Genomic DNA, 23,988 nt, shown 5'->3' with positions numbered 1-23,988 from the left:
TGCGCGGCATATCCGTCTGGGTTCTTGCCGGTTCGGCGGCCGTCGCCGGGCCACCGGTCGCTGTGACGGATGCAGACTATGGGCCGGTGGATATGGCGCAGGTCCGCCTCGGGCAGATGCTGTTTTATGATCCGCTCCTGTCCGGGAACCGCAACATCTCCTGTGCGACCTGCCATCATCCAAAATTCGGCACCGCAGATGGTGTGGCGCTGTCGCTGGGCGAGGGCGGTATCGGTCTGGGGCCGGAGCGGCGCCCGGACCCTGACAACATGCCCGAGCAGCGCATACCGCGAAACGCGCCAGCCCTGTTCAATCTGGGCGCGCGGGAATTCACCGTGCTCTTTCACGATGGCCGTATCGAGGCCGACGCCGGTAAACCAGGTGGCATCCGCACGCCCATGGGGGCGGAAATGAACTCCGGCTTTGCCAGTCTGCTCTCTGCACAGACAATGTTCCCGGTTCTGAGCGCGGATGAAATGGCGGGCCACTACAGCGAGAACGAGATCAGCAAAGCCGTACGTCAGGGACGCATCACAGGGTCGGGTGGAGCCTGGGACCTGCTGAGCACGAGGGTGCAGGAAACGCCGGGCTATGCGCCCCTGGTTACGGCCGCTTTCCCGGATGAAGAGGATTTTGGTTTTACCCATATCTCGGATGCCATTGCAGCATTTATGGCCTTTGAATGGCGCTCCGATACCAGCCCGTTTGATGCGCACCTGCGTGGCGAACAAGCGCTGCAGGGCACTGCGGCTGCTGGTATGGATCTCTTTTATGGCAGCGCGGGATGCGCAGACTGTCACAGTGGCCCGTTCCTGACGGATCACAGCTTTCATGCCATGGGGGTTCCGCAGTTCGGGCCCGGCAAAGCCGCCCGCTTTGAACAGCACGTTCGTGATACCGGCAGGATGCGTGTCACGGGCCGTGTGGAAGACGCCTATGCATTCCGCACGCCATCGCTGCGTAATGTCGCTGCGACCGGTCCCTACGGGCACACCGGCAGCCATGCAGACCTGCGGGGGTTTCTGGCCTATCACGCGGACCCTGCGACTGCCTTTGACGGTTATGACCCGGCAACGGTGCGACTGCCGGACCTGCCCGGGGTGTCGGACTGGCGACACATCGATGACCCGGCGGCTCAGGCCAGCCTGAAAGCTTCTGTCACTGCACCCGCGCGGCCTCTCTCAGATACAGACCTTGACCGTTTGATTGCCTTTCTGGGCAGCCTGACCGACGAGACCGCGATACAGGGACGCCTCGGCATTCCGGATGCCGTCCCCAGTGGTCTGCCCATAGACCGCTAGGGCGTCAGCACCAGGCGCTGGTTTGCGTCGGCCTGCAGATCGAGAAGCGTGCCGTCAGGCCAGGTCACAGTGACCTGTGCCGCCTCCGCAGCGCCCAGGCCAAAGTGCAAAGGCCCCGACTGCCCGCCACCATGACCGCCGCCGACGGTAACTTCCTGCAGCTGGCTTTGTCCGTTTGCCGTCACTGTAACCAGGGCAGATACAGCACGGGTGTTCGGCGCGGGCGCACGCAGGCTGATCTGCAGCCAGTTCCCGGTAACTTCGGTGATATTGCGATACAGCTCCATTCCGGCGCGGCGGTTCATCACAACCAGATCCAGCCTGCCGTCCCCATCCAGATCCGCCAGGGCGGCGCCACGGGAGCGGGCCGTCGTGGCAACGCCTGCCCCGACCGATTGTTCCGCAAAACTGCCGTCCGCCTGCTGGATCAGCAGCGAGTTCGGATCTTCCATCGCAAGCCCCGGCATCTGGTCCACGTTGCCCTTGGCAATAAACAAGTCGGCCCGGCCGTCGTTGTTGATGTCTCCGAATTCCGCATGCCAGCCGGTTGACGGTCGTCCGTCATCGCCCAGGTGCGGGCGTTGCGCATAGGTTCCCAGTGCATAGGGAGCCGGGGTGTAGTAACCGTCCGCACCGGCGATCTGCATCAGCTGGTCACCCATGGAGGTCAGCATCACTTCGGAGCGTCCGTCGCCTGTAATGTCGCGGCTGGCAATGCCCATGCCCCAGAGCTGGACATTTTCCCATCCGTCCTCGGGCCCCAGAAAGCGGCCAAGCTGCAGGTCATACATCTGCTCTGAGCCGCCGCGCACGTAATAGTGCCGGTCGTTTGACAGCCGCAGCCGCGTTTTACCAGTGGCATCACGCGCAAACAGCGCTGACAGCGCACAAAAACCAGGGCTGAGCGTTTCAGCCCGGAACCTGGCACCAACCTTGCGGTGCAGACTGTTGTCATCACAGGCCCCGAACGGGCCTTCGGGGTTGTCCCGGTCGACATAATTGCCCACAGCCATGACCAGAGCATCGTCGAGCCAGGTCGCAGAGAACGACGTGGACCATGCTGTTCCGCCATCAAACCCAAGATCGGCATTGGCTGCGGTGAACCTACAGGACCCATCGCCGCGCAGCAGCTGATTTTCACCAACACGCAGCACCATCAGATCCAGGTGCCCATCGCCATCCGCATCCAGCGGCCAGGCACCGGTCGTGCCGGTCAGGGTGGGAAACCCGCCGGCTGTAAACTGCATGTTCCCCCGGTTGATCATCAGCTGCGCCGGGTTTTCGCCACCGGCAGCAACGAGATCGGGCAGAGCGTCACCATTGCAGTCCAGCACAGCGACACCGCCGCCCACAAAATGCTCCCAGCCGCCGGCGTAGACGTGCGGGGGCAGGTGGTGCGACATATCCTCAAACCGGACCTCTGCCCACAGAGCCTGTCCGCATATTGCCGGTGCCAGGGCCAGAACAGGCCACCTCATGTGTGACCCTCGGCCATTGCATCGGCGATTTCTGACAGGGCCAGGGCCGCAGCGCCATGCGCCCACATCAGATCCCCCCAGGCATGGGTTTCGACTTTCTGCGGCGCATCCTCGGGCCGGTTCAGGGCCAGCCGGTGCATCTCGCCCATCACGTCATCTGCGTAAAGGTAATCATATTGCATCCGCTCGCCGGCCAGAATGATCAGCGAGGGATCAAAAAGGTTCACAACATTCGCAAGCCCCAGTGCCAGAAAACGCCCGGCACGCCGGAAGATGACCCGCGCAGCTTCATTCCCGGCTTTTGCCTGCTCATAAAGCTGCTGAAGCATGACTTCCGGTCCGACGGTCCCTGCGTTCATGGAATCGAGCGCGGTTGAGGCTTCGCGGACAAGGGCATAGTCGGCGATATAGGCTTCAAGGCATCCGCGCTGACCACACTGACACAGGGCACCGTCCATCTGCACTTTGGTGTGACCCAGTTCCATACCCAGCGATCCCGCACCACGATAGACCCGGTGGTTCAGCACCAGCCCCATGCCCACACCCTGTTCAATGGTCACGACGGCAAAATCCGCCATCGCACGGCCCTTGCCGAACCACAGCTCGGCCAGCGTCACAAGATTGGCGTCGTTATCGACGGCGACGGGAATGCCGAAAAGGTCTTCGGCCAGATGCCGCAACGGGCGGTCCGTTTCCGTAAGCAGTGGTGACCAGACCATTCGACCAGATCCATAATCAATCATGCCTGGCATGCCAAGGCCGATGCAGGCGATGTCTGCCCTTTGCAGATCCGATTTGGCAAGCAGCGCATCGAGCACCTCACCGGTTTCGGTCAGCACCTGGTCGAGCGAACGTCTGCGCTGATCTGTCTCCAGGCTGACCTCGGCCAGCGGATGTCCTGCAGCATCAACCAGCAGGGCGGTGTGCCGTGTGCGCGACAGTTTGATCCCAACGACATATCCCGCATCAGGCTGAACAGACAGTGCAACAGGTGGCCGGCCACGGCTGGGTGCACGGCTGTTGTCGGGGTTTTCCTGCAGCAGGCCCAGCTCGATGAGCTCACCGACAACCGTTGTCACCGAAGCAGGGCTGACCCGCAATTGTTTGGCAACATCAATGCGGGGAATTTCGCCCGCAGACCTGACGCATTCGAACACCCGGTGCCGCAGGCTGTTGGCTGGTGCGTCTGATTCGGGGCGGATCGGGCCGCATCCGGCAGGGGCGTCCGAGGGGTCTGAACGGGGGATTTCGACATTCATTTATTCAGCCTCTCAAAAATTAACGTCCAAAAATCCCAGAATTTAGGGCGTCAGATCGAAATTTTTCGCCGCTTGCACGGTTTTTTTGCGCAAAGACGATAAATTTATTTTGACAGCTGAATTAAAACAGTCAATCCTTAATGCCATGCCAGACAAACATTCGGCATCAACAGACACAGAGCTGTCCTTTGGGAGGATACAATGAAGAAAATCGCAATTATGGGCGTCGTACTGTCGGCTGCTCTCTCCACAACCGCACTGGCAGACGGCCATTCCATGACCGTTGGCGTCAGCTGGTCAAACTTCCAGGAAGAACGCTGGAAAACGGACGAAGCGGCCATCAAGGCGGCGCTCGAGGCTGCTGGTGCTGCCTATGTCTCCGCTGACGCTCAGAGCTCCTCGGCCAAGCAGCTGTCGGACGTGGAAAGCCTGATCGCACAGGGCGTCGACGCTCTGATCATCCTGGCGCAGGACAGCGCGGCCATCGGCCCGGCGGTTCAGGCGGCTGCGGATGAAGGTATTCCGGTTGTCGGCTATGACCGTCTGATCGAAGATCCCCGCGCCTTTTACCTGACATTCGACAACGTCGAGGTTGGCCGCATGCAGGCCCGTGCCGTGCTCGAAGCACTGCCCGAAGGCAACTATGTCATGATCAAAGGCTCGCCCACTGATCCGAACGCAGACTTCCTGCGCGGCGGTCAGCAGGAAATTCTGCAGGACGCCATCGATGCGGGTAAAATCAACATTGTTGCCGAAGCCTATACAGATGGCTGGCTGCCTGCGAACGCACAGCGCAACATGGAACAGATCCTGACAGCCAACGACAACAAAGTTGATGCTGTTGTGGCCTCCAACGACGGCACCGCGGGTGGTGTTGTTGCAGCGCTGACAGCTCAGGGCATGGAAGGTATCCCGGTTTCCGGCCAGGATGGTGACCACGCGGCTCTGAACCGTGTCGCCAAAGGCACGCAGACTGTGTCTGTCTGGAAAGACGCGCGTGATCTGGGCAAAGCAGCCGCCGAAATCGCTGTTTCGCTCGCAGAAGGTACTGAAATGTCCGCAGTGGATGGCGCCCAGGAATGGACGTCCCCCGGTGGTACAAAAATGACAGCACGTTTCCTGGCCCCCGTGCCGGTAACAGCTGCGAACCTGTCCGCGGTTGTTGACGCGGGCTGGATCACACAGGAAGCACTCTGCCAGGGCGTCTCCGGCGGCCCCGCTCCCTGTAACTGATTTCTCTGAAAACGGCGGGCCCCTGTTCCGGGGCCTGCCCACCCTTCGATGCCCCGCCGGACCGGCGCGGGCACTCACCCCCTTTTTACCCGGGAGCACCCCATGACGGATGTATCCGCACCACAGGTAAAGAAACGCACAGGGTTTCAGGCGCTGGAGGTCGACACCCGGCTTCTGGGCATGATTGGCGCGTTTCTGGTCATTTGTTTTTGTTTTAACATACTGACAGAAGGGCGTTTTCTGACGCCCCGGAACATCTTTAACCTCACGATCCAGACCGTGAGCGTCGCCATCATGGCGACGGGAATGGTCTTTGTGATCGTCACCCGCCACATCGACCTGGCGGTAGGTGCGCTCCTGGCGACCTGCTCTGCCTTTATGGCCATGTTGCAGACCCGGTATCTGCCGGACATGTTTGGCCTGGGGCTCGGCCATCCGCTGACCCCGTGGGTTACCATCGCAGCGGGTCTGCTGGTTGGCTCGGTCATCGGCGCTTTTCAGGGCTGGCTTGTTGGTTTTCTCGCCATTCCGGCCTTTATTGTTACGCTGGGTGGTCTGCTCGTCTGGCGCAACGTTGCCTGGTATCAGACCAGTGGTCAGACGATCGGCCCGCTGGACCCGACATTCATGAAATTCGGTGGCATCAACGGTACGCTGGGAGAGACCTGGAGCTGGATCTTCGGTATCCTGGCCGTTGCCTGGGCGCTCTGGGCGCTGTGGTCCGCGCGCAAGGCCAAGATCGCGCATGATTTCCCTGTGAAGCCGGCCTGGGCGGAGGCAACAATCGCGGGTATCATCGCGGTCGGGATCCTTGGATTTATCGGAATTCTCAATGCCTATCAGATCCCTGAACGCCGCCTGGAGCGGATGTTTGAGGCGCGTGGAGAGACCATGCCCGAAGGGTTCACAGCCGCTTATGGCCTGCCGGTATCCGTTCTGTTGCTGATCGCTGTGGCCGTCGCGATGACCCTTGTTGCACAGCGCACACGGCTTGGTCGCTACATCTTTGCCACAGGCGGCAACCCGGATGCGGCAGAGCTTTCTGGCATCAACACCCGTATGCTGACCGTCAAGATTTTTGCGCTGATGGGCTTTCTCTGCGCGCTCTCTGCGGTGGTTGCCTCGGCCCGGCTGACAAACCACTCCAATGACATCGGAACGCTGGATGAGCTGCGCGTTATTGCGGCGGCTGTGATCGGCGGTACGGCTCTGGCGGGCGGCATCGGCACCATCTACGGTGCCATTCTGGGCGCGCTTATCATGCAGTCGCTGCAATCCGGCATGGCCATGGTGGGCGTGGACGCGCCGCTGCAGAACATCGTCGTGGGCACCGTGCTGGTGGCCGCCGTCCTGATCGACACGATCTACCGCAAAAAGACAGGAGGCCGGTAAATGGCACCTTTATGTGAAATGCGCGACATCTCCATTTCCTTTGGCGGCGTGCGCGCGGTGGATGGCGTTTCAATCCACGTGAACCCTGGCGAAGTCGTCGGTCTTCTGGGCCACAACGGCGCTGGAAAATCCACCCTGATCAAGATCCTGTCAGGGGCTTATAAAGCCGACAGCGGTGAAATCTATGTCGAGGGGGAAAAGGCCAGTATCGCCACGCCCCGTGACGCCCGCCGCTACAACATCGAGACGATTTACCAGACGCTTGCGCTGGCGGATAACCTCGATGCGGCCTCTAACCTGTTTCTGGGCCGGGAACTGACCAACTGGATGGGTTTTGTCGATGATGACAAAATGGAAGCGGAAACCCGCAGGATTATGGCGCGGCTCAACCCGAACTTCCGCAAGCTCAAAGAGCCTGTGTCCGCCCTGTCCGGTGGGCAGCGGCAGTCTGTTGCGATTGCGCGCGCTGTCTACTTCAACGCCAAAATCCTGATCATGGACGAGCCAACCGCCGCGCTGGGGGTGCATGAAACGCAGATGGTGGCGGAACTGATCCAGGAACTCAAAAAACAGGGCCTCGGCATCTTTCTGATCAGCCACGACACGCGTGAAATGCTGGAGCTGTGCGACCGTGTATCCGTCATGAAAAACGGCCAGCTCATTGGAACTGAACGCGTTGAGGATGTCACCGAAGACGATATTCTGAGCATGATCATTATGGGCAAAAAGCCTGATAAAGCGGCCTGACCCATGTATCTGGGACTGGATCTGGGAACTTCGGGGCTGAAAGGCGTGCTGATCGGCGAAGATCAGACGCTGCTCGGCGAGGCATCCGCTGCGCTGACAGTGCAGCGGCCGCATGATGGCTGGTCGGAGCAGAACCCTGCAGACTGGCTGGGTGCGACAGAGGCCGTTATGACAGACCTGGGCCGTGCCCATGACCTGACGGCGGTTCAGGGGATCGGGCTCAGCGGACATATGCATGGAGCGACCCTGCTAGATGCCGCCGGTGAGGTTCTGCGCCCCTGTATGCTCTGGAACGACACGCGCAGCCACCGTGAAGCGGCGGCGATGGATGCAGACCCTCTCTGGCGCGATATCTCAGGGAACATCGTATTTCCCGGCTTTACCGCGCCAAAGGTCGCCTGGGTCTTTGCAAACGAGCCTGAGGTATTTGCAAACTGCGCCAGGGTACTGTTGCCCAAGGATTATCTGCGGTACTGGCTGACCGGTGAGTTTGTATCAGAAATGTCAGATGCCGCAGGGACGAGCTGGCTGGACACCGGGGCACGCGACTGGTCGGACAGGCTTTTGTCCGCCTCGGGACTGACCCGTGATCACATGCCGCGCCTCGTCGAAGGGTCCGCAGTGTCGGGACATCTGCGCAGTGAGCTTGCGCACCGCTGGGGGCTGCGCCGGGATGTGGTTTTTGCAGGGGGTGCGGGAGACAACGCGGCCTCTGCGGTAGGCATGGGTGTAGTACAGACGGGGCAGGCGTTCATTTCCCTGGGAACCTCCGGAGTTCTGTTCGCCTCCAGCAGTGCCTATCAGCCCGATGCACCCAGTGCGGTCCACACGTTCTGCCATGCACTGCCGGACACCTGGCACCAGATGGGTGTCATTCTGGCCTGTACGGATGCGCTGAACTGGTACGCATCACTGGTCGGGTCAGATGCGCAAACACTGACAGGAGAGCTCGGTTCTCTTGAAAAACCGTCTCAGACGTTGTTTCTGCCCTATCTGGGCGGGGAGCGCACACCGCACAATGATGCCGCCGCAAGAGGCGCATTCCTGGGACTGGGCCATGCCACGGACAGGACAGCTGGTGCGCGCGCTGTTCTGGAGGGCGTTGCCTATGCCTTTGCGGATTGCGCCACAGCGTTGAAATCTACAGGAACAATCATCGACAGTCTGGTTGCCGTCGGAGGTGGCAGCCGGTCTGAATACTGGCTGAAACTGCTGGCGACCGTGCTGGATATGCCCATCGACGTGCCCGAGGCGGGCGATTTTGGCGGTGCTTTCGGCGCCGCCCGGCTTGGGCAAATGGCCGCGACGGGCGGTGGTGCGGAACTGGCACAGCCGCCGTCTACCGCGCGGACGATCGCGCCGGACACCGAACTCAGCGACGCGTTTGAGGCGGGACTGACCCGTTACCGCGCCGCATACCACGCACTCAGGGAGGCACTATGACAGACTTTTTCGCCGGTATCGAACCGCTCCGCTATGCACCGGATGCCCCGGCCGATCAGCTGGTTTTCCGGCACTATAACCCGGATGAAGTGGTGGCTGGCAAAACAATGGCCGAACACCTGCGGTTTGCCATTGCCTGGTGGCACAGCTTTGCCTGGCCCGGTGGCGATCCTTTTGGTGGTCAGACTTTTGAACGCCCATGGTTTGGCGACACGATGGATCTGGCCCGGCTCAAAGCTGATGTGGCTTTCGAAATGTTTGCCCTGCTTGGCCAGCCATTTTACTGTTTTCACGATGCGGACATCCGCCCCGAAGGAAGCAGCTTTGCCGAAAATACACAAAACCTGAATGAGATAGCCGACTATCTTGAAGCGAAAATGGCTGCCGGTGGCCCACGGCTTCTTTGGGGGACGGCAAACCTGTTCTCACATCGTCGCTTTATGTCGGGTGCGGCGACAAACCCGGATCCTGAAGTTTTCGCCTGGTCCGCGGCGACGATCAAAACCTGCATGGATGTCACCCACCGTCTGGGTGGGGAAAACTATGTCCTCTGGGGGGGGCGCGAGGGGTATGAGACACTGCTCAACACCGATCTGACCCAGGAACGTGCCCAGGCGGGACGCATGCTGCAGATGGTTGTCGACTACAAACACAAGATCGGTTTCAAAGGCGAAATCCTGATCGAACCAAAACCTCAGGAGCCGACCAAGCATCAGTATGACTATGATGTTGCAACCGTTTACGGGTTCCTCAAAGACTTTGGCCTGGAAAATGAGGTTCGGATGAACCTGGAGCAGGGCCACGCCATCCTGGCCGGTCACAGTTTTGAGCATGAGCTGGCAATGGCAGCCTCGCTCGGAATTTTCGGATCCATCGACATGAACCGGAACGACTATCAGTCTGGCTGGGACACCGATCAGTTCCCGAATTCCGTGCCCGAGGTGGCGCTGGCATATTACGAGGTTCTCAAGGCGGGCGGTTTCACGACAGGCGGCACTAATTTTGACGCAAAACTGCGCCGCCAGAGCCTGGATCCTGTTGATCTGATTGCGTCGCATGCCGGTGCGATGGACGTCTGTGCCCGCGGGTTGAAAGCTGCAGCGGCCATGTTGGAAGACGGTGGCCTTGAAGACGCACGGGCAGCACGATATGCCGGTTGGCAGAGTGATCAGGCCCAATCCTGGCTGACGTCCGAAAGCCTTGAGAGTATCTCGGCTGCGGTTGAGCAGAATGGTATCAACCCGGAACCACGGTCTGGCCGGCAGGAAATACTTGAGAACTATGTAAACAGATTTGTCTGAAGGCGGGACGAAATGGCTCTGATACTGGCGGATGTGGGTGGTACGAACGTACGCTTCGCAACAGCGCGCGGGGGGGTGATCGATGCCCCTGCTATCCGCAGGTATCGCAACGACAACTATGCCAGCTTTGATGCCGCTCTGGATGCGTATCTGAAGACGGCGGGTGTCGGGCAGGTGGCCGGACTGACCGTGGCTGTTGCCGGCCCGGTGAATGGCACCCGTGCCCGCCTGACCAACCGTGGCTGGGATTTTGACACCGCGGAATTGTCCGAAAAATACGGAAATGCTCCAGCGCATTTGTTGAATGATCTCAGTGCTCTGGGATACGCTCTTGATAGTCTGGATGAAGAGGGCGCGCAGGTTGTCCTACCTGCAGACATACACAGCGATGATCAGCGCCTGGTGGTTGGTGCGGGCACTGGGTTCAACGTCAGCCCGGTGCTTGGCTCCGGTGCTCAGACGGTATGTCTGAGGGCCGAGGCCGGCCTGACCAGCCTGCCGTCCCGGGTACAGCAGATCTTGGAAGAATATATTGGCGGCCCGGCAAGCTGGGTCCGATGTGCCGAGGATGCGGTTCGGGGCCCTGGCCTTGCGGAACTTCATTCTGCTGCGACAGGCACACCGTTGATAGATGCCAGTGATGTGATGGCCGCTGCCGGTGCGGGGGATGCGGATGCGCTGGCCTCTACCCTGGTCTACGCACGCATGCTGGGCGCATTTATTCAGGACCTGAGGCTGCTTTATATGCCGTCGGGGGGTATTTATCTGGCCGGGTCCGTTGTGCGCGGTCTGTTGTCCAGCCCCGCGCGGGAGACTTTTGTCGAAACCCTGAAAGGTCAGCCCACGGTGAAACAGAACATGCAGCCCCTGCGTGTTTCTGTCATCACCCAGGACGAAGCAGCCCTGCTCGGATGCCTCGCCTATGCGCGCTCGATGGGCTGAAGCGGCCACCATGCGACACCGGCGGCTGCGATAACTTCTCCATTGAATTCAACAGTATCAGGCCCGTAGTTGAACGCAAATCTGTGCGTCTGTGTGTCCCTGATGCGCAGGTCTTCCGGGACCGGCGTCAGCGCGACACCCGCTTTTTCTGCCAGCATCGGAATGATGCGGGCCCAGAGCATTTCGTCCGGCCAGGCGCCCAGGTAATGCACGTTTCCGGAGGACACGAGAACCGGCGCGCCTGTCTCATCTTCAAAATCTACCGTGGCTTCCGTTTCCAGTGTTTCGATCCAGCGCAGCACTGCGCCGCCATCGGGAACGCTCCGCACGATGCCCGGTGGCAGGCTTTCGACCCGGCTGACAGTTGCGTCGAGGCCCGGCAGCGCGGGCCCCATCGGGTCCGGGATCGAAAACTCGGGCGTTATGCAATTGGTGCGCGGACCGGCAAGCACCGTCCGGCCCCTGAATGCCTCCCGTAGTGCTTCGGGCAGGCTGGCCATGCCAGGCGCCAGCACCAGGCTGTAGCCCTCCAGATCGCTGACAGTAGAGGGCAGGATATCAACCGACACCCCCTGGCGCCGCAACGCGCGATAGGTATCAAGCGCGAGACGAAAGTAATTGAAATCAGCCCCTTGCGGCAGGGTGTTCCACGCCCATTCGGACGGATAGTCAAAAATCAGCGCAACATCTGCGCGGACCACACTGACGTCGGGCATATCTGCCAGTTCGCGTGCGACCACCTCTGCCTCTCCGAGACCCGGAGCGGGTGCATCATCCGGGCGCAGCAGCCCCGCGTGCATCTGTTCCTGAGCAAAGGGCGCCTGGCGCCAGCGGAAATAGCTCACCATTTCGGCCCCATGCGCAAAGGCCTCCCAGGTCCACAGCCGCACCATGCCGGGCAGCGGCGCGGGGTTGTAGGGCGCCCAGTTCACCGGACCAGGCTGCTGTTCCATGACCCACCACCGGCCGTTCCGCCCGACAGCGCGGTACAGATCGTGGTGAAAGGCCTGCATATCGGGATCACCCTGTTGCAGATAACGGGCTTTGTGTTCCGGGGGCCCTTCGAGCCGGTCAGACAGGAACCCGATGGGATAGCTGTCCCAGCTGGCGATATCGATGGAGGCACCAACCTGGAAATGGTCGAAATCCAGCACGCGGCCCATGTAATTGTGCACCAGCGGTGCCTCGGTCTGTGCGCGCAGCGCACTGACCTGCGCTTCGTGCCAGCGCACGACCTGGTCGGAACTGAAGCGTCTGAACGCCATTTCATGGCTTGGGTTGGCCTCGGTCACCATAAGACTGGGCAGGCCGATCTGATCAAAGCGGCTGTATTCCATCGACCAGAACACATTGCCCCAGGCCGTGTTGAGCGCGTCAATCGTCTCGTAGCGTGTGGCCAGCCAGGTCTGAAACGCATCGCGCGCGGCTTCTGACCAGGACAGGACCGTGTCGTGGCACCCGTATTCATTGTCGATCTGCCAGGCATGAATGCGCGGGTCCCGGCCGTACCGCGCGCCCAGCACCGTGCAGATCTCTGCGGCGGCCTCGCGGTAGCCCGCATGACTGAAACAATAGTGCCGGCGCGAGCCGAAACCGCGCACATGTCCCTGGGCATCGCGGGCGAATATGTCGGGGAAGCGCTCCGTCATCCAGACAGGCGGGGTGCAGGTCGGTGTTCCGAGGATTATCTGCAGACCGGCAGCGCTGAGAACGTCAATGGCGTCATCCAGCCAGTCAAAGTCGAACGTGCCGGGCGCGGGCTCTATCCGGCTCCAGGCAAATTCGCCGATCCGTACCCATGTGATACCGCTGGCCACCATGCGTGTGGCGTCTTTCTCCCACATGTCGCGGGGCCAGTGTTCAGGATAATAGCAGACGCCGAGGCTGCGTTTCATAGCAACAGAACCTGTGGTTCGGCCTGGCCCTGTGCCACGCCGGGGATTTCGAATGTCTGACCATGCGCATGCGCCCCGGTCAGATCCGCCTGTGAAATACCCTGGGTGGCGGAAGTGGCAAAGAGTGTCGTCAGGTCAGAACCGCCAAAAGCAGGACAAGTGATATGGGCTGCCGGCAGATCCACTGTCCGCACAAGTGCGCCGCCCTGATAGGCCGCGACGCGCGAGGCGCCCCATTGCGCAATCCAGAGCGTGCCGGAGGCATCTGTGACCGCGCCATCCGGCGCGAGGCCTTCGGCGGACAGATCAAGATGCACCACCGGCGCGCCGGACGGCCAGCCATTGCGGTCCAGTGCCACCTGCATGACCTGCGATGTCGTCGTGTCTGTGAAATAGGCACAACTCCTGTCCGGCGCGAAACAGATCGCGTTGGAAATTGTGATACCGCTGAACAATCGGCGCAGGACGCCCTGGTGGAAGCGGTAAATCGCACCGGCACCCGTTTCGGCATTGCGCCCCATGGTGCCGATCCAGAACCCGCCCCAGGGATCGGCGCGGCCATCATTTGAGCGTGTGACAGCGTTGTCCGCCTCAAGCGGGCAGAGGCGGTTGCGGCTCCCGCCCGACAGATCAAAGGACCACAGCGCAGAGGCCGACGCGATCAGAAGCATGGTTTCACTGATCCAGCCTGCGGCGGAAACCTCTTCGTCGAATGTCCATTCCATTGCGCCGGAGCTGTTCCTGCTGAGCAGCTTTTTCCCCGATATATCAAACCAGAAGAGCTGCTGACGCCGGGGGTGCCAGAGCGGCCCTTCGCCCAGACGACAGGAGCGGTCGTCAAAAGCCGCCGGGGTCATGACGTTGCTGCGCGCCAGGCATTGACGATGGTTTCCGCGCGTCCGGCAACATCCCCGGCACTCAGCCCGGGTTTGTAAATCGCGGACCCCATGCCAAATCCGTCAGCACTCGCAGCGATCCATTCGGCAAAATTGTCAGGCCCTGCGCCGCCCACTGCATAGACCTGCGTGCCGGGTGGCAGTATGGCCCGCATGGCCTGCAGACCGGACGGCCCCGCCATCGACCCCGGGAAAAGCTTCAGCCCGTCGGCCCCGGCATCCAGAGCGGCGAAGGCCTCGGTGGGGGTGAAAACCCCCGGCCAGCTTTCCATGCCGCGCGCTTTGGCAGCGCGGATCACCTCGGGTTTGCAGTCGGGCGATACGATCAGGCGGCCACCGGCACCGGCTACGGCGTCAACATCCGCCACGCTGAGGACAGTGCCCGCGCCGATCAGAGCATCATGACCGAATTCGCGCGCCAGTGCGGCAATGCTGTCCAGTGGATCGGGCGAGTTCAGCGGCACTTCGATTTTGGTGATACCGGCGCCGATCAGGGCGGCACAGATGGCGGGGGCCTCTGCGGGCGTGACACCGCGCAGGATGGCGATAATGGGAAGGGTCATGGCGCCTCTCTCAGCAATCTGTATGCAGCCGTCAGACCGGCCAGGGTTGCACGTTCGGTATCGACCATCAGGCAGCTGACCCCCTGGGGGGTGAGCGCGTTCCGGTAAGCATTGGCCTGTGTGCCGGTGCCCAGGATGGCCAGGTTCTGGCCCAGCCAGTAGGGGCGTGATGCGGCCAGTTCGGCACCAACCAGCAGCCCCGAAAGCGCCGCGCGTGACTGTTCGGGCGCCGTGTCCGCCAGCAGTTGTCCGGCCCGCAGCCCGAAGAGCATGCCCGCCAGTTTTTCCGGCCGCGCCAGCGTGTCGCTGACGGCCTTCTCAAAGGCCTGATTATCCCAGCCTTCGCCAGACACCGTATGACGCAGCACAGAGGCGTTGCTCAGCAGGGCAAAAAGCTCACCCGTCATAAAGGTCTGAAAACTGACGACTTCACCCGCGCTCAGGTGGACCCATTTGGTATGGGTCCCTGGCATGCACAATACGCCGTCCCAGCCGGGGTTCAGCTGCAGGAACCCTGCAATCTGGGTTTCCTCGCCCCGCATGACATCCGCGGGGGCCTGCTGTGACAGGCCGCTGATGATCCGCACGTCCAGACCGCAGGACACCGGCGCAGGGGTCAGGTTGCTGTCCATCGGCGTGCAGGGCACCGAACGATACGGCGCCTCGACCCATCCCTGGCGGGAGCCGACCATGCCGCAGGCGACAACAGGTACCGGGCCCGCCGCGGTCCACTTAGAAATCAGCGATGCCAGCGCAGGCTCAAACCCGTCCCGTGACAACCCGCCCATACCCTGATCAGAAGACGCACGGTCCAGCACGGTTGCCCCCTGCATGGCCCAGGCCCGCAGGTTTGTCGTGCCCCAGTCAACGGCGATCCAATCTGGTGTCAGGAAGTCTGTCATGGGCTGCTTATCCGGTGGTTACCACGCCGCCGTCAACAACCATGCATTGCCCGGTCATCATTCGGCTGGTTTCTGAGGCCAGAAACAGAACCGCATCGACGATGTCGCGGGGTTCCAGGTGCGTTTTCAGACACTGTCGCTCCAGATGCGCGGCGAGCCCTTCGGGCGTGGCCCATTTGTCCAGCTGCTTTTCGGTCAGAACCCAGCCCGGGGCCAGTGCATTCACCCGGATGCCGTTGGGCCCCAGTTCACGCGCGAGGCTGCGGGTCATTGCGGTGATCCCGCCATTTGCTGTCGTGTAGGCCGGGTAGCCCGCGTTGCCCATCATGTAGCTGATCGAGCTGAAATTGATGATTGACCCCGCGCCTTTGGCGATCATGCCCGGCGCCACAGCCTGGGCTGCAAAAAGGTACGCCTTGAGGTTTACGGCCAGCAGGCTGTCCCACTCCCCGGGCGTCAGCTCCAGCCAGTTGTGCCGTTTGTCGTTGGCGGCGTTGGAGACAAGCACCTGTACAGGTCCATGCGCCTCTGCCGCTGCGGCGATGGTGCCGCGCAGCCCTTCGGTGTCGGTGATGTCACCCTGGAAAAACAGTGGTGCGCGGCCGTGCTTTTCCGCCATCTCATCGACAAAGGCACTGGCGTCCGAGCGGCCGATAAAGGCCACCTGCGCGCCCTGTGCCAGAAATCCGTCTGTCAGATCAGCGCCAATGCCAGAGCCACCACCGGTGATGTAAACCGATGCGCCCTTCAGGTCGTGAAATGTTGCAGTCTGTGTCATGGGTATGCCTTGATTTCAGGGGTCCCGGGCGGGCTGTATCCGTTACAGCCGACGGCCTTCGAGCACCCACATGGTTTCGGGAAAATGCCAGGGCAGGGTAAGCCCGTTGTGCATCAGGGCGGTGCCGGTCAGGGTCACAGCGCCGTCTTTCAGTTTGAGCTTGCCGCGGGACAGGGCAGGGGCAGAGGCCCGGTTCACAAGGCTGACCTCGTAGTGGGCCTGCGGGTCCAGCCGCGTCATCCGCAGCGGACGCGGGGCAATTTGCGGCGAGGTGCCGGACTTACCGGCAAAAACCACAAAGCGGCCGCCATCGCGCGCCTGTTGCTGTTCCGCAATCACCGAGGCGTCAGAGGCGTCAAGCCGCAGGATGTCCGCGTCATACATCCAGTCGCGGTTGTCTTTCCACCAACCGGTGACGTTGCGCAGCACTTTTGCCTCGTGGTCGGTCAGCTCGCGCGGGTCCATCTCGAACCCCATATGACGCTGGGCAGCGACCCAGGCGCGGAACTCAATATCGAGCGTGCGCCCGGAGGTGTGACAGTGACGCGGGCCCACATGGCTGCCGGTGACGACAGAGGGCAGGTAAAGTGCCGCGTTGTGCTGCATGATCAGCCGCTCCAGCGCATCATTGCTGTCAGACAACCAGACCCGCTGGGTCCTGCTCAGAATACCGAAATCAATCCGACCCCCGCCGGACGCGCAGCTTTCGATCTCCACATGGGGAAAATCAGCCCGCAGCCGGTCAATCAGCGCATAAGACCCGCGTGTCTGCGCGGCATCGGGCATCGGCAGAACACGGTTGTGGTCCCATTTGATATAGTCGATCGGATGGGCGGCCAGCAGCGCGCCGATCCGGTCATAGAGAAAATCGCGTACCTCTGGCAGCGCCATGTTCAGCGCCTTTTGCTGCCGGCCCAGGATCTGATCCTCGGACCCCAGCGCCCAGTCCGGGTGAGCACGGTGAATATTGCTGTTGGGGTTGATCATCTCCGGCTCAAACCAGATGCCAAAACTCATACCCTCGGCGTGCACATGATCAATCAGGGGCCCCAGGCCATCGGGATATTTGCGCGGATCAACTTCCCAGTCCGACAGGCTCGAGGTGTCATCGTCGCGCTGCCCGAACCATCCGTCATCCAGCACAAACCGCTCCGCCCCAAGGCTGGCCGCGCGCGTCGCAATATCTTTGAGCTTTGGCAGATCGTGATCAAAATAAACCGCTTCCCAGCAGTTGTAATGCACCGGACGGGGGCGGCCCGTATCCGTCCAGGTCACGATCCGGTCACGCAGGTGGCGCTGGAACGAAACGGCGCAACCGTTCAGCCCGTCCGAGGAGTAAACCGCATAAAGTGGCGCTGTGCGGAATTCGGTCGCCGGTGCCGTTTCCATGCGCGCAGCGTGGCCAAACTGAATCTGGCGGCGGCCATCGGGCAGCTCTTCGGCGATCATCCGGTGCCCGCCGGACCATCCGTAATGAAAGGCAAAGGTTTCGCCGGTGGCATTGGTGGCACCCCGTGCAGGCACCATCAGGCCCGGGAAATGCTCATGCCCCGTTCGTCCGGTGCGGTTTTCCCGGTAGCGGATACCGGGCGACCAGGCGGTGCGGTTCATCTGAAATTCACCACACCAGCGTCCGGCGAAGTCAATCATCTCATCGGAATGCTGCGGTGCCGGCAAAACGGGCGCGGCCAGCCAGTGCAGATGCAGCGGGCGGTCCGCTGCAAGCCGCGCGTCCATCTCGATCACATGGGTTTCCGGATCCAGCGCAAAGCCTGCCTCATAGGTCAGCCGGTTAGCGGCATCCTCGCAGATCACTGTCAGCCTCTGGTCGGCCTCTACCACCTCTTTCAGACGGAATTTCGGCAGGAGCGGCGTGCCGTCCTGATCCCGCACCACCAGCCCGGGCTGGCCCGGAAAGCTCCGCGAGGCCTCAGGGCAGATCGACAGTTCCGGGTTTTCATCCAGCATGCCGCCGGTCACATCCAGCGTGGCTGTCTGCACCAGCTGCGTCAGATCCTCAGACGCGGGAAGGGGGGCACCCCAATAGATGACCTGCGGGCACAGGCCACCAGAGGAGGCGAGCGCCAGGGTCTGACGCTCGTCATCCAGCCGCCAGCATTGTGTCACTTTACGGCCCCCAGGGTCAGACCCGCGATAAAGTGCTTCTGCATGAGAAAGAACATCAGCACAGGCGGCAGAGCCGCCACGATCGAGCCCGCACTCATCAGATGATAGGCGGCGCGGAACTGGGCGTTGAATGACGTGATACCGGCGGTCACAGGCTGGCTTTCCGGGCCCTGCGTCAGAACCACAGCCCAGAAATAGTCATTCCAGATAAAGGTAAAGATCAGCACGCTGAGAGCTGCAATTGCAGGCTTCATCAGTGGGATCACCACATACCAGAAAATCTTCCATTCCGCGATGCCCTCGACACGTGCAGCCTCAACAAGTTCGATGGGCAGGGCACGGATAAAGTTGCGCATAAAGAGCGTACAAAACCCGGTCTGAAAGGCCACGTGAAAGAGCACGAGACCGGTTTTGGTGTTGTAAAGACCCATATCGAGCGTCAGGTCCCGCACCGGCACCATCAGAATCTGGAACGGGACAAAATTGCCCGCGACAAACATAAAGAAAATCCAGATGTTGGCCTTGAACCTGTAAATACCCAGAGCAAATCCGGCAAGGCAGGACAGACCCACCGCACCAATCACTGTGGGCACCGTGATAAAGACAGAGTTCAGCATGTATCGCGGCATATCGGAGTTGAAAAACACCTGCCCGTAGTTGTTGAAAAGCTCAAAAGAGGACGGCATCCCCCAGTAGTTGCCCTGCGTAAAGTCCACGGCCGGTTTGATCGAGAAGACAGCCACCGCAATCAGCGGCAGCAGCCACATGATCAGGGCAATGGGCAACAGCGACTGATAGGTCAGCTGCCATGAACGCGGGGTTTTTTCAATCGGTGTCGGAAACATATCAAAGCGCCTCCCGGACGGATTTTGGCAGACCACGACGGATCGTGTCATAGCTGATGGCAATGCGGTGGCGGGCCTCGTCTGCGACGAGCGCGGGCAGATCAAGCTGCACCCATGAGCGGTGGAAATAGGGTGCCTTGCTGGCGGCCCCAGCGTCGATCAGCATCGCGGCCGTATCAGCGTCAGGGCATTTCACAGCAACGGTTTCCGTGTTCACAGCGCGTTTTTCGGCGTGACCGAAACAGGCAAACATCTTGCCGCCTACTTTCCAGGCATCCAACTCACCAGGACCGGAGAGCACCGCACCCGGGTGCACAGCGCAGAGCGCATCAAAGTCGGGCCGCGTCATGAGCGCACCCCCTTCACCCTTCGGTAAATACTCCCGCCGGAGGCGTCCTGAGGGTGAAACACGCTCATCGGCCTTTCTCCTCGGACCACATGGACCACAGGAAGTAGGCGATAAAGACCAGCATGATCAGGAAAAGCACCACGGCGATGGCAGCCCCGTACCCCATGCGGAACCCGTATTCCGAAAGCGCTTTTTCGAACATGTAGAACGACAGCACCCGGGTCTGACCAAAGGGGCCGCCATTGGTCATGATCGAGATCAGGTCAAAGCTGCGCAAAGCACCGATGATCGTCACCACAAAGGCAATGAATGTCGCAGGCTTCAGCTGCGGAATGATGATGTACCACAGCATCTTCCAGCCCTTGGCATTGTCCAGCCGTCCGGCCTCGATCTGCTCAGGGTCCACCGCGTTCAGACCGGTGAGATAGAGGATCATGCAATAGGCCGTCTGCGGCCAGAGACCGGCGGCAATGATGCCATAGGTGGCCATCGTCGGATCACCCAGCACATTGACCGGGCCCAGACCCACAAGGCCCAGCACACCGTTCAGCAGCCCTTCGTTAGGCAGGTAGAACCACGAGAACACCAGACCCACAACCACCTGGGACAGCACAAAGGGAAAGAAAAACAGCGACTTGTAGATGCGGATGCCCGTGACCGTCTGGTTCAGAAACAGCGCAATAAACAGACCACCCGGAATGGCCAGCAGATAAAACAGCAGCCACTTGAAGTTGTTCCAGAGCGAGACCTCAAAAGCGCTGTCGTCCATCAGCTCAACATAATTGGCCATGCCAACATATTGCGCCTCTCCCAGCCCGTCCCAGTCATAAAAAGAAATCGCGATCGACTGATAGATCGGCCATATCACGTAAAAGGCAAAAAACAGAATGGCAGGTGCGAGAAAGAGCCACGGCGTGACGGCGATTTCATTTCGCTTGTACCAGCCCCGCTCTGATTTCGCGGATGCAATTGTGGGATCGGTTGCTGTCATCGACGCATCTCCTCGCTGGTCAGCGCGCAGGGTTCACCGGGGGTGGCGCGGCGCGCACGGCAGCACGTGAAAACCGTGCTGGCGAACGTGTCGCAGGAGTGGGGAAGGCCGGGCGCTCTGTGTCGCGCCCGGCCACTGGTCAGGTTACTTGTAAACCCGGTCCTGTACCTTTTCGAGGCGGGCCAGGATGTCGTCCAAGTTATCCGGGAAGACCATGAATTCCTGCAGACCCTGCATGGCTTCAGCGGCCATTTCAGCCGGGAAGTCACGGTCAAAGAACTGTGCAACACCACCGGGGCTGTTCTCGGACAGCATGGTGAAGCCTTCGTTCAGGAACTTGTCGTCATCCACAGCAGAACCCGCGTTCACAGGCAGCTGGCCCAGGTTCGCGCCGTTGTTGATCTCTGTCTGTACGTTGGCAGACACAACAAACCGCAGGAACTCGCGCGCGGCTTCCTTGTTGGAAGCGTTGGCGGGGATGTGGAACGTATCTGTTGGCGCATCTTCGGCCAGTTCAACATTCGGGTTGATCGCCGGGAACTGATAGAAGTCCAGCTTGCTGTCATCCAGACCCGCTTCGCGCAGCGGCGCCACGGCAAAGTTACCCTTGAGGATAGCCGCAGCTTCACCGTTTACGATGAAGGGCAGCGATTCCTGCCACGAGTAGTTCTGGTGGTTGTCGACAAAAGCACCCATGTCGATGAGCTGACGCCAGTTGGCAAAAGTCTCTTTCACGCGGTCATCTGTCCATTTCACATTGCCCTGTGCGAGCTCCATGTGGAAGTCAAACCCGTGTGTCCGCATGTTGAGATAGTCAAACCAGCCGCCGGCCGTCCACAGGAACTTGGTGCCGATGGTGTAGCACTTGCGGCCCGAATCAATAATCGCCTGGCAGTTGGACTTCATCTCATCAAAGTTGGCCGGCTCGTTCAGGCCCAGCTCTTCGTAGATGTCTTTGCGGTAATAGATGCCCCACTGGTAGTACGTGTAAGGCACGCCCCACTGCTTGCCGTCGATGGTCATCGCACCCTTGGTGGAGGCCAGGTTCTCGGCAATTTCAGGCTCTGCCCACAGATCAGATACGTCCTCAAAAAGACCCGCTGACACATAGGGTGTCATCCGGTTGGCCGCATACCATGTGGCAACGTCCGGGCTGTCTGCTGTCAGGAAGTTCCGGATCTGTGTTTTATAGGCTTCGCGGTCGATCACAGTGGTCGAGATCTCCAGGCCCGGGTGCTCTGCACCAAAGTCTGCAATCATCTTTTCCATGGTGGCGCGGGGCGCCGGGTTCGACGTGTCGAGGAAAATCTTCAACTCGCCTGTCAGCTCAGCTGACGCAGCACCGGCAAGCATCGTGGAGCCGGCCAATGCCATAAGCATTGATTTGGTGGTGAAACGCATGGTGTCCTCCCTAAGGTACGTTTGCGGTTTTGGTCCCCCCTGGTTTTCGCCTAATGTTGTTCCATTATTTGAAACCAAGTTTTATATATTGAAAACTACAGCGCACTCTGTCTAAACTGTCAACAGTCTTCTTGCTTTTGACACAGAAGACAACGCCCCGGGGGAGGCGCGGCACCGGGTGCCGCAGTCGGGGCAAAACAGAGGGAGGCAGCTGACATGTCGGGGGACGGCACCGTCGGTAAAGCACTGGATGTACTGGATCAGGTGGCCGCATATGGCCGGCCCGTCCGCTTTGCCGTGCTGCTGGCGGAAAGCCGCTTTCCCAAGGCAACGCTCTACCGGTTTCTGCAGACGCTGACCTCTCAGGGGATGCTGGAATACGATTCTCACACGCAGACCTATGCGCTGGGTGTGCGTCTCGTCCGCCTGGCCCATGCGGCCTGGACCCAGAGCAGCCTCGCACCGATTGCCCGCCCGATGCTGGACCAGCTGAGCGCCGAAGTGGGCCAGACCGTGCACCTGGCACAGATGGATCATGCGCAGGTGCTCTATGTCGACAAGCGCAACGCCGCACAGCCCGTCGAGATGTTTTCGGACGCAGGCAAGGTCGGCCCGGCCTACTGCACCGGCGTTGGCAAAGCGATGCTTGCCTTTCTGCCCGAAGCGGAGCTGGAGCGTGCGCTGGAACAGCAGTCGTTTCACCGCTTCACAGACAAAACCCTGATCAGCCGGGAGATGCTCTGTGCGGAACTCGCGCGGATCCGCACACGTGGCCACGCCTTTGACGACGAAGAACACGAGCCCGGCATCATCTGTGTCGCACAGCCCATTCTGACCGATCAGGGCCGCGTGCTGGGCGCGCTGTCCGTGACCGGCTCCACCCGGACAACCTCACTCAACCAGCTGGGCGCGCTCGCGCCACGGCTTGCCGCTGCTGCCCGGTCCATTGCACTTGATGCACAGGCCTGGCGGTTCCCCGATTCATTTTTGCAAAACACAGGGACGTAAACCATGACAGGTGTCACGCTTCAGAAAGCCATTAAACGCTATGGTGATGTTCAGGTTATCCACGGGATTGATCTGGAGATTGAGGACGGAGAATTCTGCGTCTTTGTCGGCCCGTCGGGCTGCGGTAAATCCACGTTGCTGCGCATGATTGCGGGCCTGGAGGAAACCACCGAGGGCCAGATGCACATCGGCGCGCGCGAGGTGACCCATATGGATCCCTCCGAGCGCGGCGTGGCCATGGTGTTCCAGACCTACGCGCTCTATCCGCACATGACGGTCAAGGAAAACATGGGCTTCGGCCTGAAGATGAACGGCGTGCCCAAAGCCGAGATCGACGCCAAGGTCAAAGCCGCCTCTGACGTGCTGAAGCTGGATGTCTATCTGGACCGGAAACCGGCGGCTCTGTCGGGTGGTCAGCGTCAGCGGGTCGCCATTGGCCGGGCCATTGTGCGCGGCCCCGAAGTGTTCCTCTTTGACGAGCCGCTGTCGAACCTTGACGCCGAACTGCGGGTGGAAATGCGGGTAGAGATCGCCCGCCTGCACAAGGAAATCGGTGCCACGATGATCTACGTGACACACGACCAGGTCGAGGCGATGACCCTGGCAGACAAGATTGTCGTGCTGCGCCTGGGCAAAATCGAACAGGTTGGCGCGCCGCTGGAGCTTTATCGCAACCCGGACAACAAATTCGTGGCCGGTTTTATCGGCTCGCCCGCGATGAACTTCCTCAGGGGCACAGTCGCCGAGGGCGGTGTCGAAGTGCCGGGCCTTGGCCGCACCGTGGCTGTCGAGGCAAATCTGCCCGCACCCGGAACGCCTGTGACACTGGGCGTGCGTCCCGAGCATCTGGAAGTTCAGATCGGGCAGGGCGCGCTCAAGGCGGAGCTTTCCGAGGCGCTGGGCGGGGTCTCCTATCTGCACCTCGATACACCGACAGGTGAGCGCATCATCGTCGAGGAGCGTGGTGACGAGCGCGCAAACGAAGGCGATACCGTTGATGTAACCTTTGAGGCACGCCGCGCTATGGTCTTTGACGCGCAGACCGAAGCGCGTATTCGCTGATCCTTTCAGCACTGAGGGAAAATACTTTAGGTCTAAAATATTTTCCCTTGAAGCATTTTGCGACTCATCCTAACG

Annotated in this window: 21 protein-coding genes; 9 read left to right on the top strand and 12 right to left on the bottom strand. The window is 60.7% G+C overall.

Annotation, left to right across the window (positions count from 1 at the left end; all coding sequences use genetic code 11):
- The first annotated feature begins 8 nt into the window (after positions 1 to 8).
- Positions 9 to 1,301, top strand: coding sequence for a cytochrome c peroxidase (locus Q1A34_RS13540; RefSeq protein ID WP_300036669.1), 1,293 nt, complete (start codon positions 9 to 11; stop codon positions 1,299 to 1,301).
- Here the strand turns inward: Q1A34_RS13540 and Q1A34_RS13535 are convergent.
- On the bottom strand, positions 1,298 to 2,779 hold the full coding sequence (locus Q1A34_RS13535) for a CRTAC1 family protein (RefSeq protein ID WP_300034952.1): 1,482 nt from the start codon (positions 2,777 to 2,779) through the stop codon (positions 1,298 to 1,300). The genes Q1A34_RS13540 and Q1A34_RS13535 overlap by 4 nt on opposite strands.
- A complete protein-coding gene (locus Q1A34_RS13530) occupies positions 2,776 to 4,038 on the bottom strand; it encodes an ROK family transcriptional regulator (RefSeq protein WP_300034949.1) in 1,263 nt (420 codons plus the stop codon). Before Q1A34_RS13530 ends, Q1A34_RS13535 begins: the two co-directional genes overlap by 4 nt.
- A gap of 201 nt (positions 4,039 to 4,239) precedes the next feature.
- On the opposite strand from Q1A34_RS13530, the gene xylF reads away from it, so the two are divergent.
- The 6 genes from xylF (at position 4,240) to Q1A34_RS13500 (ending at position 11,096) form a co-directional block, all read left to right on the top strand.
- Positions 4,240 to 5,271, top strand: a complete 1,032-nt coding sequence (gene xylF / locus Q1A34_RS13525; protein WP_300034946.1) for a D-xylose ABC transporter substrate-binding protein — start codon at positions 4,240 to 4,242, stop codon at positions 5,269 to 5,271.
- 102 nt (positions 5,272 to 5,373) lie between these two features.
- Positions 5,374 to 6,663, top strand: coding sequence for a sugar ABC transporter permease (locus Q1A34_RS13520; RefSeq protein WP_300034943.1), 1,290 nt, complete (start codon positions 5,374 to 5,376; stop codon positions 6,661 to 6,663).
- Positions 6,664 to 7,410, top strand: coding sequence for an ATP-binding cassette domain-containing protein (locus Q1A34_RS13515; protein ID WP_300034940.1), 747 nt, complete (start codon positions 6,664 to 6,666; stop codon positions 7,408 to 7,410).
- A gap of 3 nt (positions 7,411 to 7,413) precedes the next feature.
- A complete protein-coding gene (gene xylB, locus Q1A34_RS13510) occupies positions 7,414 to 8,853 on the top strand; it encodes a xylulokinase (protein WP_300034937.1) in 1,440 nt (479 codons plus the stop codon).
- The gene (gene xylA, locus Q1A34_RS13505; RefSeq protein WP_300034934.1) at positions 8,850 to 10,154 is read left to right on the top strand and encodes a xylose isomerase; all 1,305 of its coding nucleotides are present in this window, start codon (positions 8,850 to 8,852) and stop codon (positions 10,152 to 10,154) included. The genes xylB and xylA overlap by 4 nt, the downstream gene beginning before the upstream one ends.
- A 12-nt stretch (positions 10,155 to 10,166) precedes the next feature.
- Entirely contained in the window at positions 10,167 to 11,096 is a 930-nt protein-coding gene (locus Q1A34_RS13500; protein ID WP_300034931.1) for a glucokinase, read from the top strand.
- On the opposite strand, the gene Q1A34_RS13495 is transcribed toward Q1A34_RS13500, so the two are convergent.
- From Q1A34_RS13495 to Q1A34_RS13450, 10 genes are all read right to left on the bottom strand, one after another.
- The gene (locus Q1A34_RS13495) at positions 11,075 to 12,991 is read right to left on the bottom strand and encodes a beta-galactosidase (protein WP_300034928.1); all 1,917 of its coding nucleotides are present in this window, start codon (positions 12,989 to 12,991) and stop codon (positions 11,075 to 11,077) included. The two genes, Q1A34_RS13500 and Q1A34_RS13495, sit on opposite strands and share 22 nt — an antisense overlap.
- Positions 12,988 to 13,848 carry an SMP-30/gluconolactonase/LRE family protein gene (locus Q1A34_RS13490; RefSeq protein ID WP_300034925.1) on the bottom strand — a complete coding sequence of 287 codons (861 nt, stop codon included), beginning with the start codon at positions 13,846 to 13,848 and terminating at the stop codon, positions 12,988 to 12,990. The genes Q1A34_RS13495 and Q1A34_RS13490 overlap by 4 nt, the downstream gene beginning before the upstream one ends.
- A complete protein-coding gene (locus Q1A34_RS13485) occupies positions 13,845 to 14,450 on the bottom strand; it encodes a 2-dehydro-3-deoxy-6-phosphogalactonate aldolase (RefSeq protein WP_300034921.1) in 606 nt (201 codons plus the stop codon). Before Q1A34_RS13485 ends, Q1A34_RS13490 begins: the two co-directional genes overlap by 4 nt.
- On the bottom strand, positions 14,447 to 15,352 hold the full coding sequence (locus Q1A34_RS13480) for a 2-dehydro-3-deoxygalactonokinase (protein WP_300034918.1): 906 nt from the start codon (positions 15,350 to 15,352) through the stop codon (positions 14,447 to 14,449). The genes Q1A34_RS13485 and Q1A34_RS13480 overlap by 4 nt, the downstream gene beginning before the upstream one ends.
- 7 nt (positions 15,353 to 15,359) lie before the next feature.
- A complete protein-coding gene (locus tag Q1A34_RS13475) occupies positions 15,360 to 16,130 on the bottom strand; it encodes an SDR family oxidoreductase (RefSeq protein ID WP_300034915.1) in 771 nt (256 codons plus the stop codon).
- 42 nt (positions 16,131 to 16,172) lie between these two features.
- Positions 16,173 to 18,257 (bottom strand): alpha-galactosidase, encoded by a 2,085-nt coding sequence (locus tag Q1A34_RS13470; RefSeq protein ID WP_300034912.1) that lies wholly within the window; start codon positions 18,255 to 18,257, stop codon positions 16,173 to 16,175.
- Positions 18,254 to 19,102 (bottom strand): carbohydrate ABC transporter permease, encoded by an 849-nt coding sequence (locus tag Q1A34_RS13465; protein ID WP_300034910.1) that lies wholly within the window; start codon positions 19,100 to 19,102, stop codon positions 18,254 to 18,256. Before Q1A34_RS13465 ends, Q1A34_RS13470 begins: the two co-directional genes overlap by 4 nt.
- 1 nt (position 19,103) lies before the next feature.
- Entirely contained in the window at positions 19,104 to 19,451 is a 348-nt protein-coding gene (locus Q1A34_RS13460; protein ID WP_300034907.1) for an MmcQ/YjbR family DNA-binding protein, read from the bottom strand.
- Positions 19,452 to 19,515: 64 nt separating this feature from the next.
- Positions 19,516 to 20,442 (bottom strand): carbohydrate ABC transporter permease, encoded by a 927-nt coding sequence (locus tag Q1A34_RS13455; protein WP_300034904.1) that lies wholly within the window; start codon positions 20,440 to 20,442, stop codon positions 19,516 to 19,518.
- Between the two features lie 144 nt (positions 20,443 to 20,586).
- On the bottom strand, positions 20,587 to 21,843 hold the full coding sequence (locus Q1A34_RS13450; protein WP_300034901.1) for an ABC transporter substrate-binding protein: 1,257 nt from the start codon (positions 21,841 to 21,843) through the stop codon (positions 20,587 to 20,589).
- A 216-nt stretch (positions 21,844 to 22,059) separates the two neighbouring features.
- On the opposite strand from Q1A34_RS13450, the gene Q1A34_RS13445 reads away from it, so the two are divergent.
- Positions 22,060 to 22,851: an IclR family transcriptional regulator gene (locus Q1A34_RS13445; protein WP_300034898.1), complete on the top strand. Its 792-nt coding sequence runs from the start codon at positions 22,060 to 22,062 to the stop codon at positions 22,849 to 22,851.
- 3 nt (positions 22,852 to 22,854) lie between these two features.
- Complete coding sequence (gene ugpC / locus Q1A34_RS13440) at positions 22,855 to 23,913, top strand: sn-glycerol-3-phosphate ABC transporter ATP-binding protein UgpC (RefSeq protein ID WP_300034895.1); 1,059 nt, start codon at positions 22,855 to 22,857, stop codon at positions 23,911 to 23,913.
- The last annotated feature ends 75 nt before the right edge of the window (positions 23,914 to 23,988 follow it).

The organism is uncultured Roseobacter sp., assembly GCF_947491795.1.
Lineage (GTDB): Bacteria > Pseudomonadota > Alphaproteobacteria > Rhodobacterales > Rhodobacteraceae > Roseobacter.
This window is presented reverse-complemented; position numbering and strand designations above follow the sequence as displayed.

Coding starts and splice junctions, on each gene's coding strand:
- Q1A34_RS13535 (WP_300034952.1), bottom strand. CDS start 2,779: ATGAGGTGGCCTGTTCTGGCCCTGGCACCGGCAATATGCGGACAGGCT.
- Q1A34_RS13530 (WP_300034949.1), bottom strand. CDS start 4,038: ATGAATGTCGAAATCCCCCGTTCAGACCCCTCGGACGCCCCTGCCGGA.
- xylF (WP_300034946.1), top strand. CDS start 4,240: ATGAAGAAAATCGCAATTATGGGCGTCGTACTGTCGGCTGCTCTCTCC.
- Q1A34_RS13520 (WP_300034943.1), top strand. CDS start 5,374: ATGACGGATGTATCCGCACCACAGGTAAAGAAACGCACAGGGTTTCAG.
- Q1A34_RS13515 (WP_300034940.1), top strand. CDS start 6,664: ATGGCACCTTTATGTGAAATGCGCGACATCTCCATTTCCTTTGGCGGC.
- xylB (WP_300034937.1), top strand. CDS start 7,414: ATGTATCTGGGACTGGATCTGGGAACTTCGGGGCTGAAAGGCGTGCTG.
- xylA (WP_300034934.1), top strand. CDS start 8,850: ATGACAGACTTTTTCGCCGGTATCGAACCGCTCCGCTATGCACCGGAT.
- Q1A34_RS13500 (WP_300034931.1), top strand. CDS start 10,167: ATGGCTCTGATACTGGCGGATGTGGGTGGTACGAACGTACGCTTCGCA.
- Q1A34_RS13495 (WP_300034928.1), bottom strand. CDS start 12,991: ATGAAACGCAGCCTCGGCGTCTGCTATTATCCTGAACACTGGCCCCGC.
- Q1A34_RS13490 (WP_300034925.1), bottom strand. CDS start 13,848: ATGACCCCGGCGGCTTTTGACGACCGCTCCTGTCGTCTGGGCGAAGGG.
- Q1A34_RS13485 (WP_300034921.1), bottom strand. CDS start 14,450: ATGACCCTTCCCATTATCGCCATCCTGCGCGGTGTCACGCCCGCAGAG.
- Q1A34_RS13480 (WP_300034918.1), bottom strand. CDS start 15,352: ATGACAGACTTCCTGACACCAGATTGGATCGCCGTTGACTGGGGCACG.
- Q1A34_RS13475 (WP_300034915.1), bottom strand. CDS start 16,130: ATGACACAGACTGCAACATTTCACGACCTGAAGGGCGCATCGGTTTAC.
- Q1A34_RS13465 (WP_300034910.1), bottom strand. CDS start 19,102: ATGTTTCCGACACCGATTGAAAAAACCCCGCGTTCATGGCAGCTGACC.
- Q1A34_RS13460 (WP_300034907.1), bottom strand. CDS start 19,451: ATGACGCGGCCCGACTTTGATGCGCTCTGCGCTGTGCACCCGGGTGCG.
- Q1A34_RS13455 (WP_300034904.1), bottom strand. CDS start 20,442: ATGACAGCAACCGATCCCACAATTGCATCCGCGAAATCAGAGCGGGGC.
- Q1A34_RS13450 (WP_300034901.1), bottom strand. CDS start 21,843: ATGCGTTTCACCACCAAATCAATGCTTATGGCATTGGCCGGCTCCACG.
- Q1A34_RS13445 (WP_300034898.1), top strand. CDS start 22,060: ATGTCGGGGGACGGCACCGTCGGTAAAGCACTGGATGTACTGGATCAG.
- ugpC (WP_300034895.1), top strand. CDS start 22,855: ATGACAGGTGTCACGCTTCAGAAAGCCATTAAACGCTATGGTGATGTT.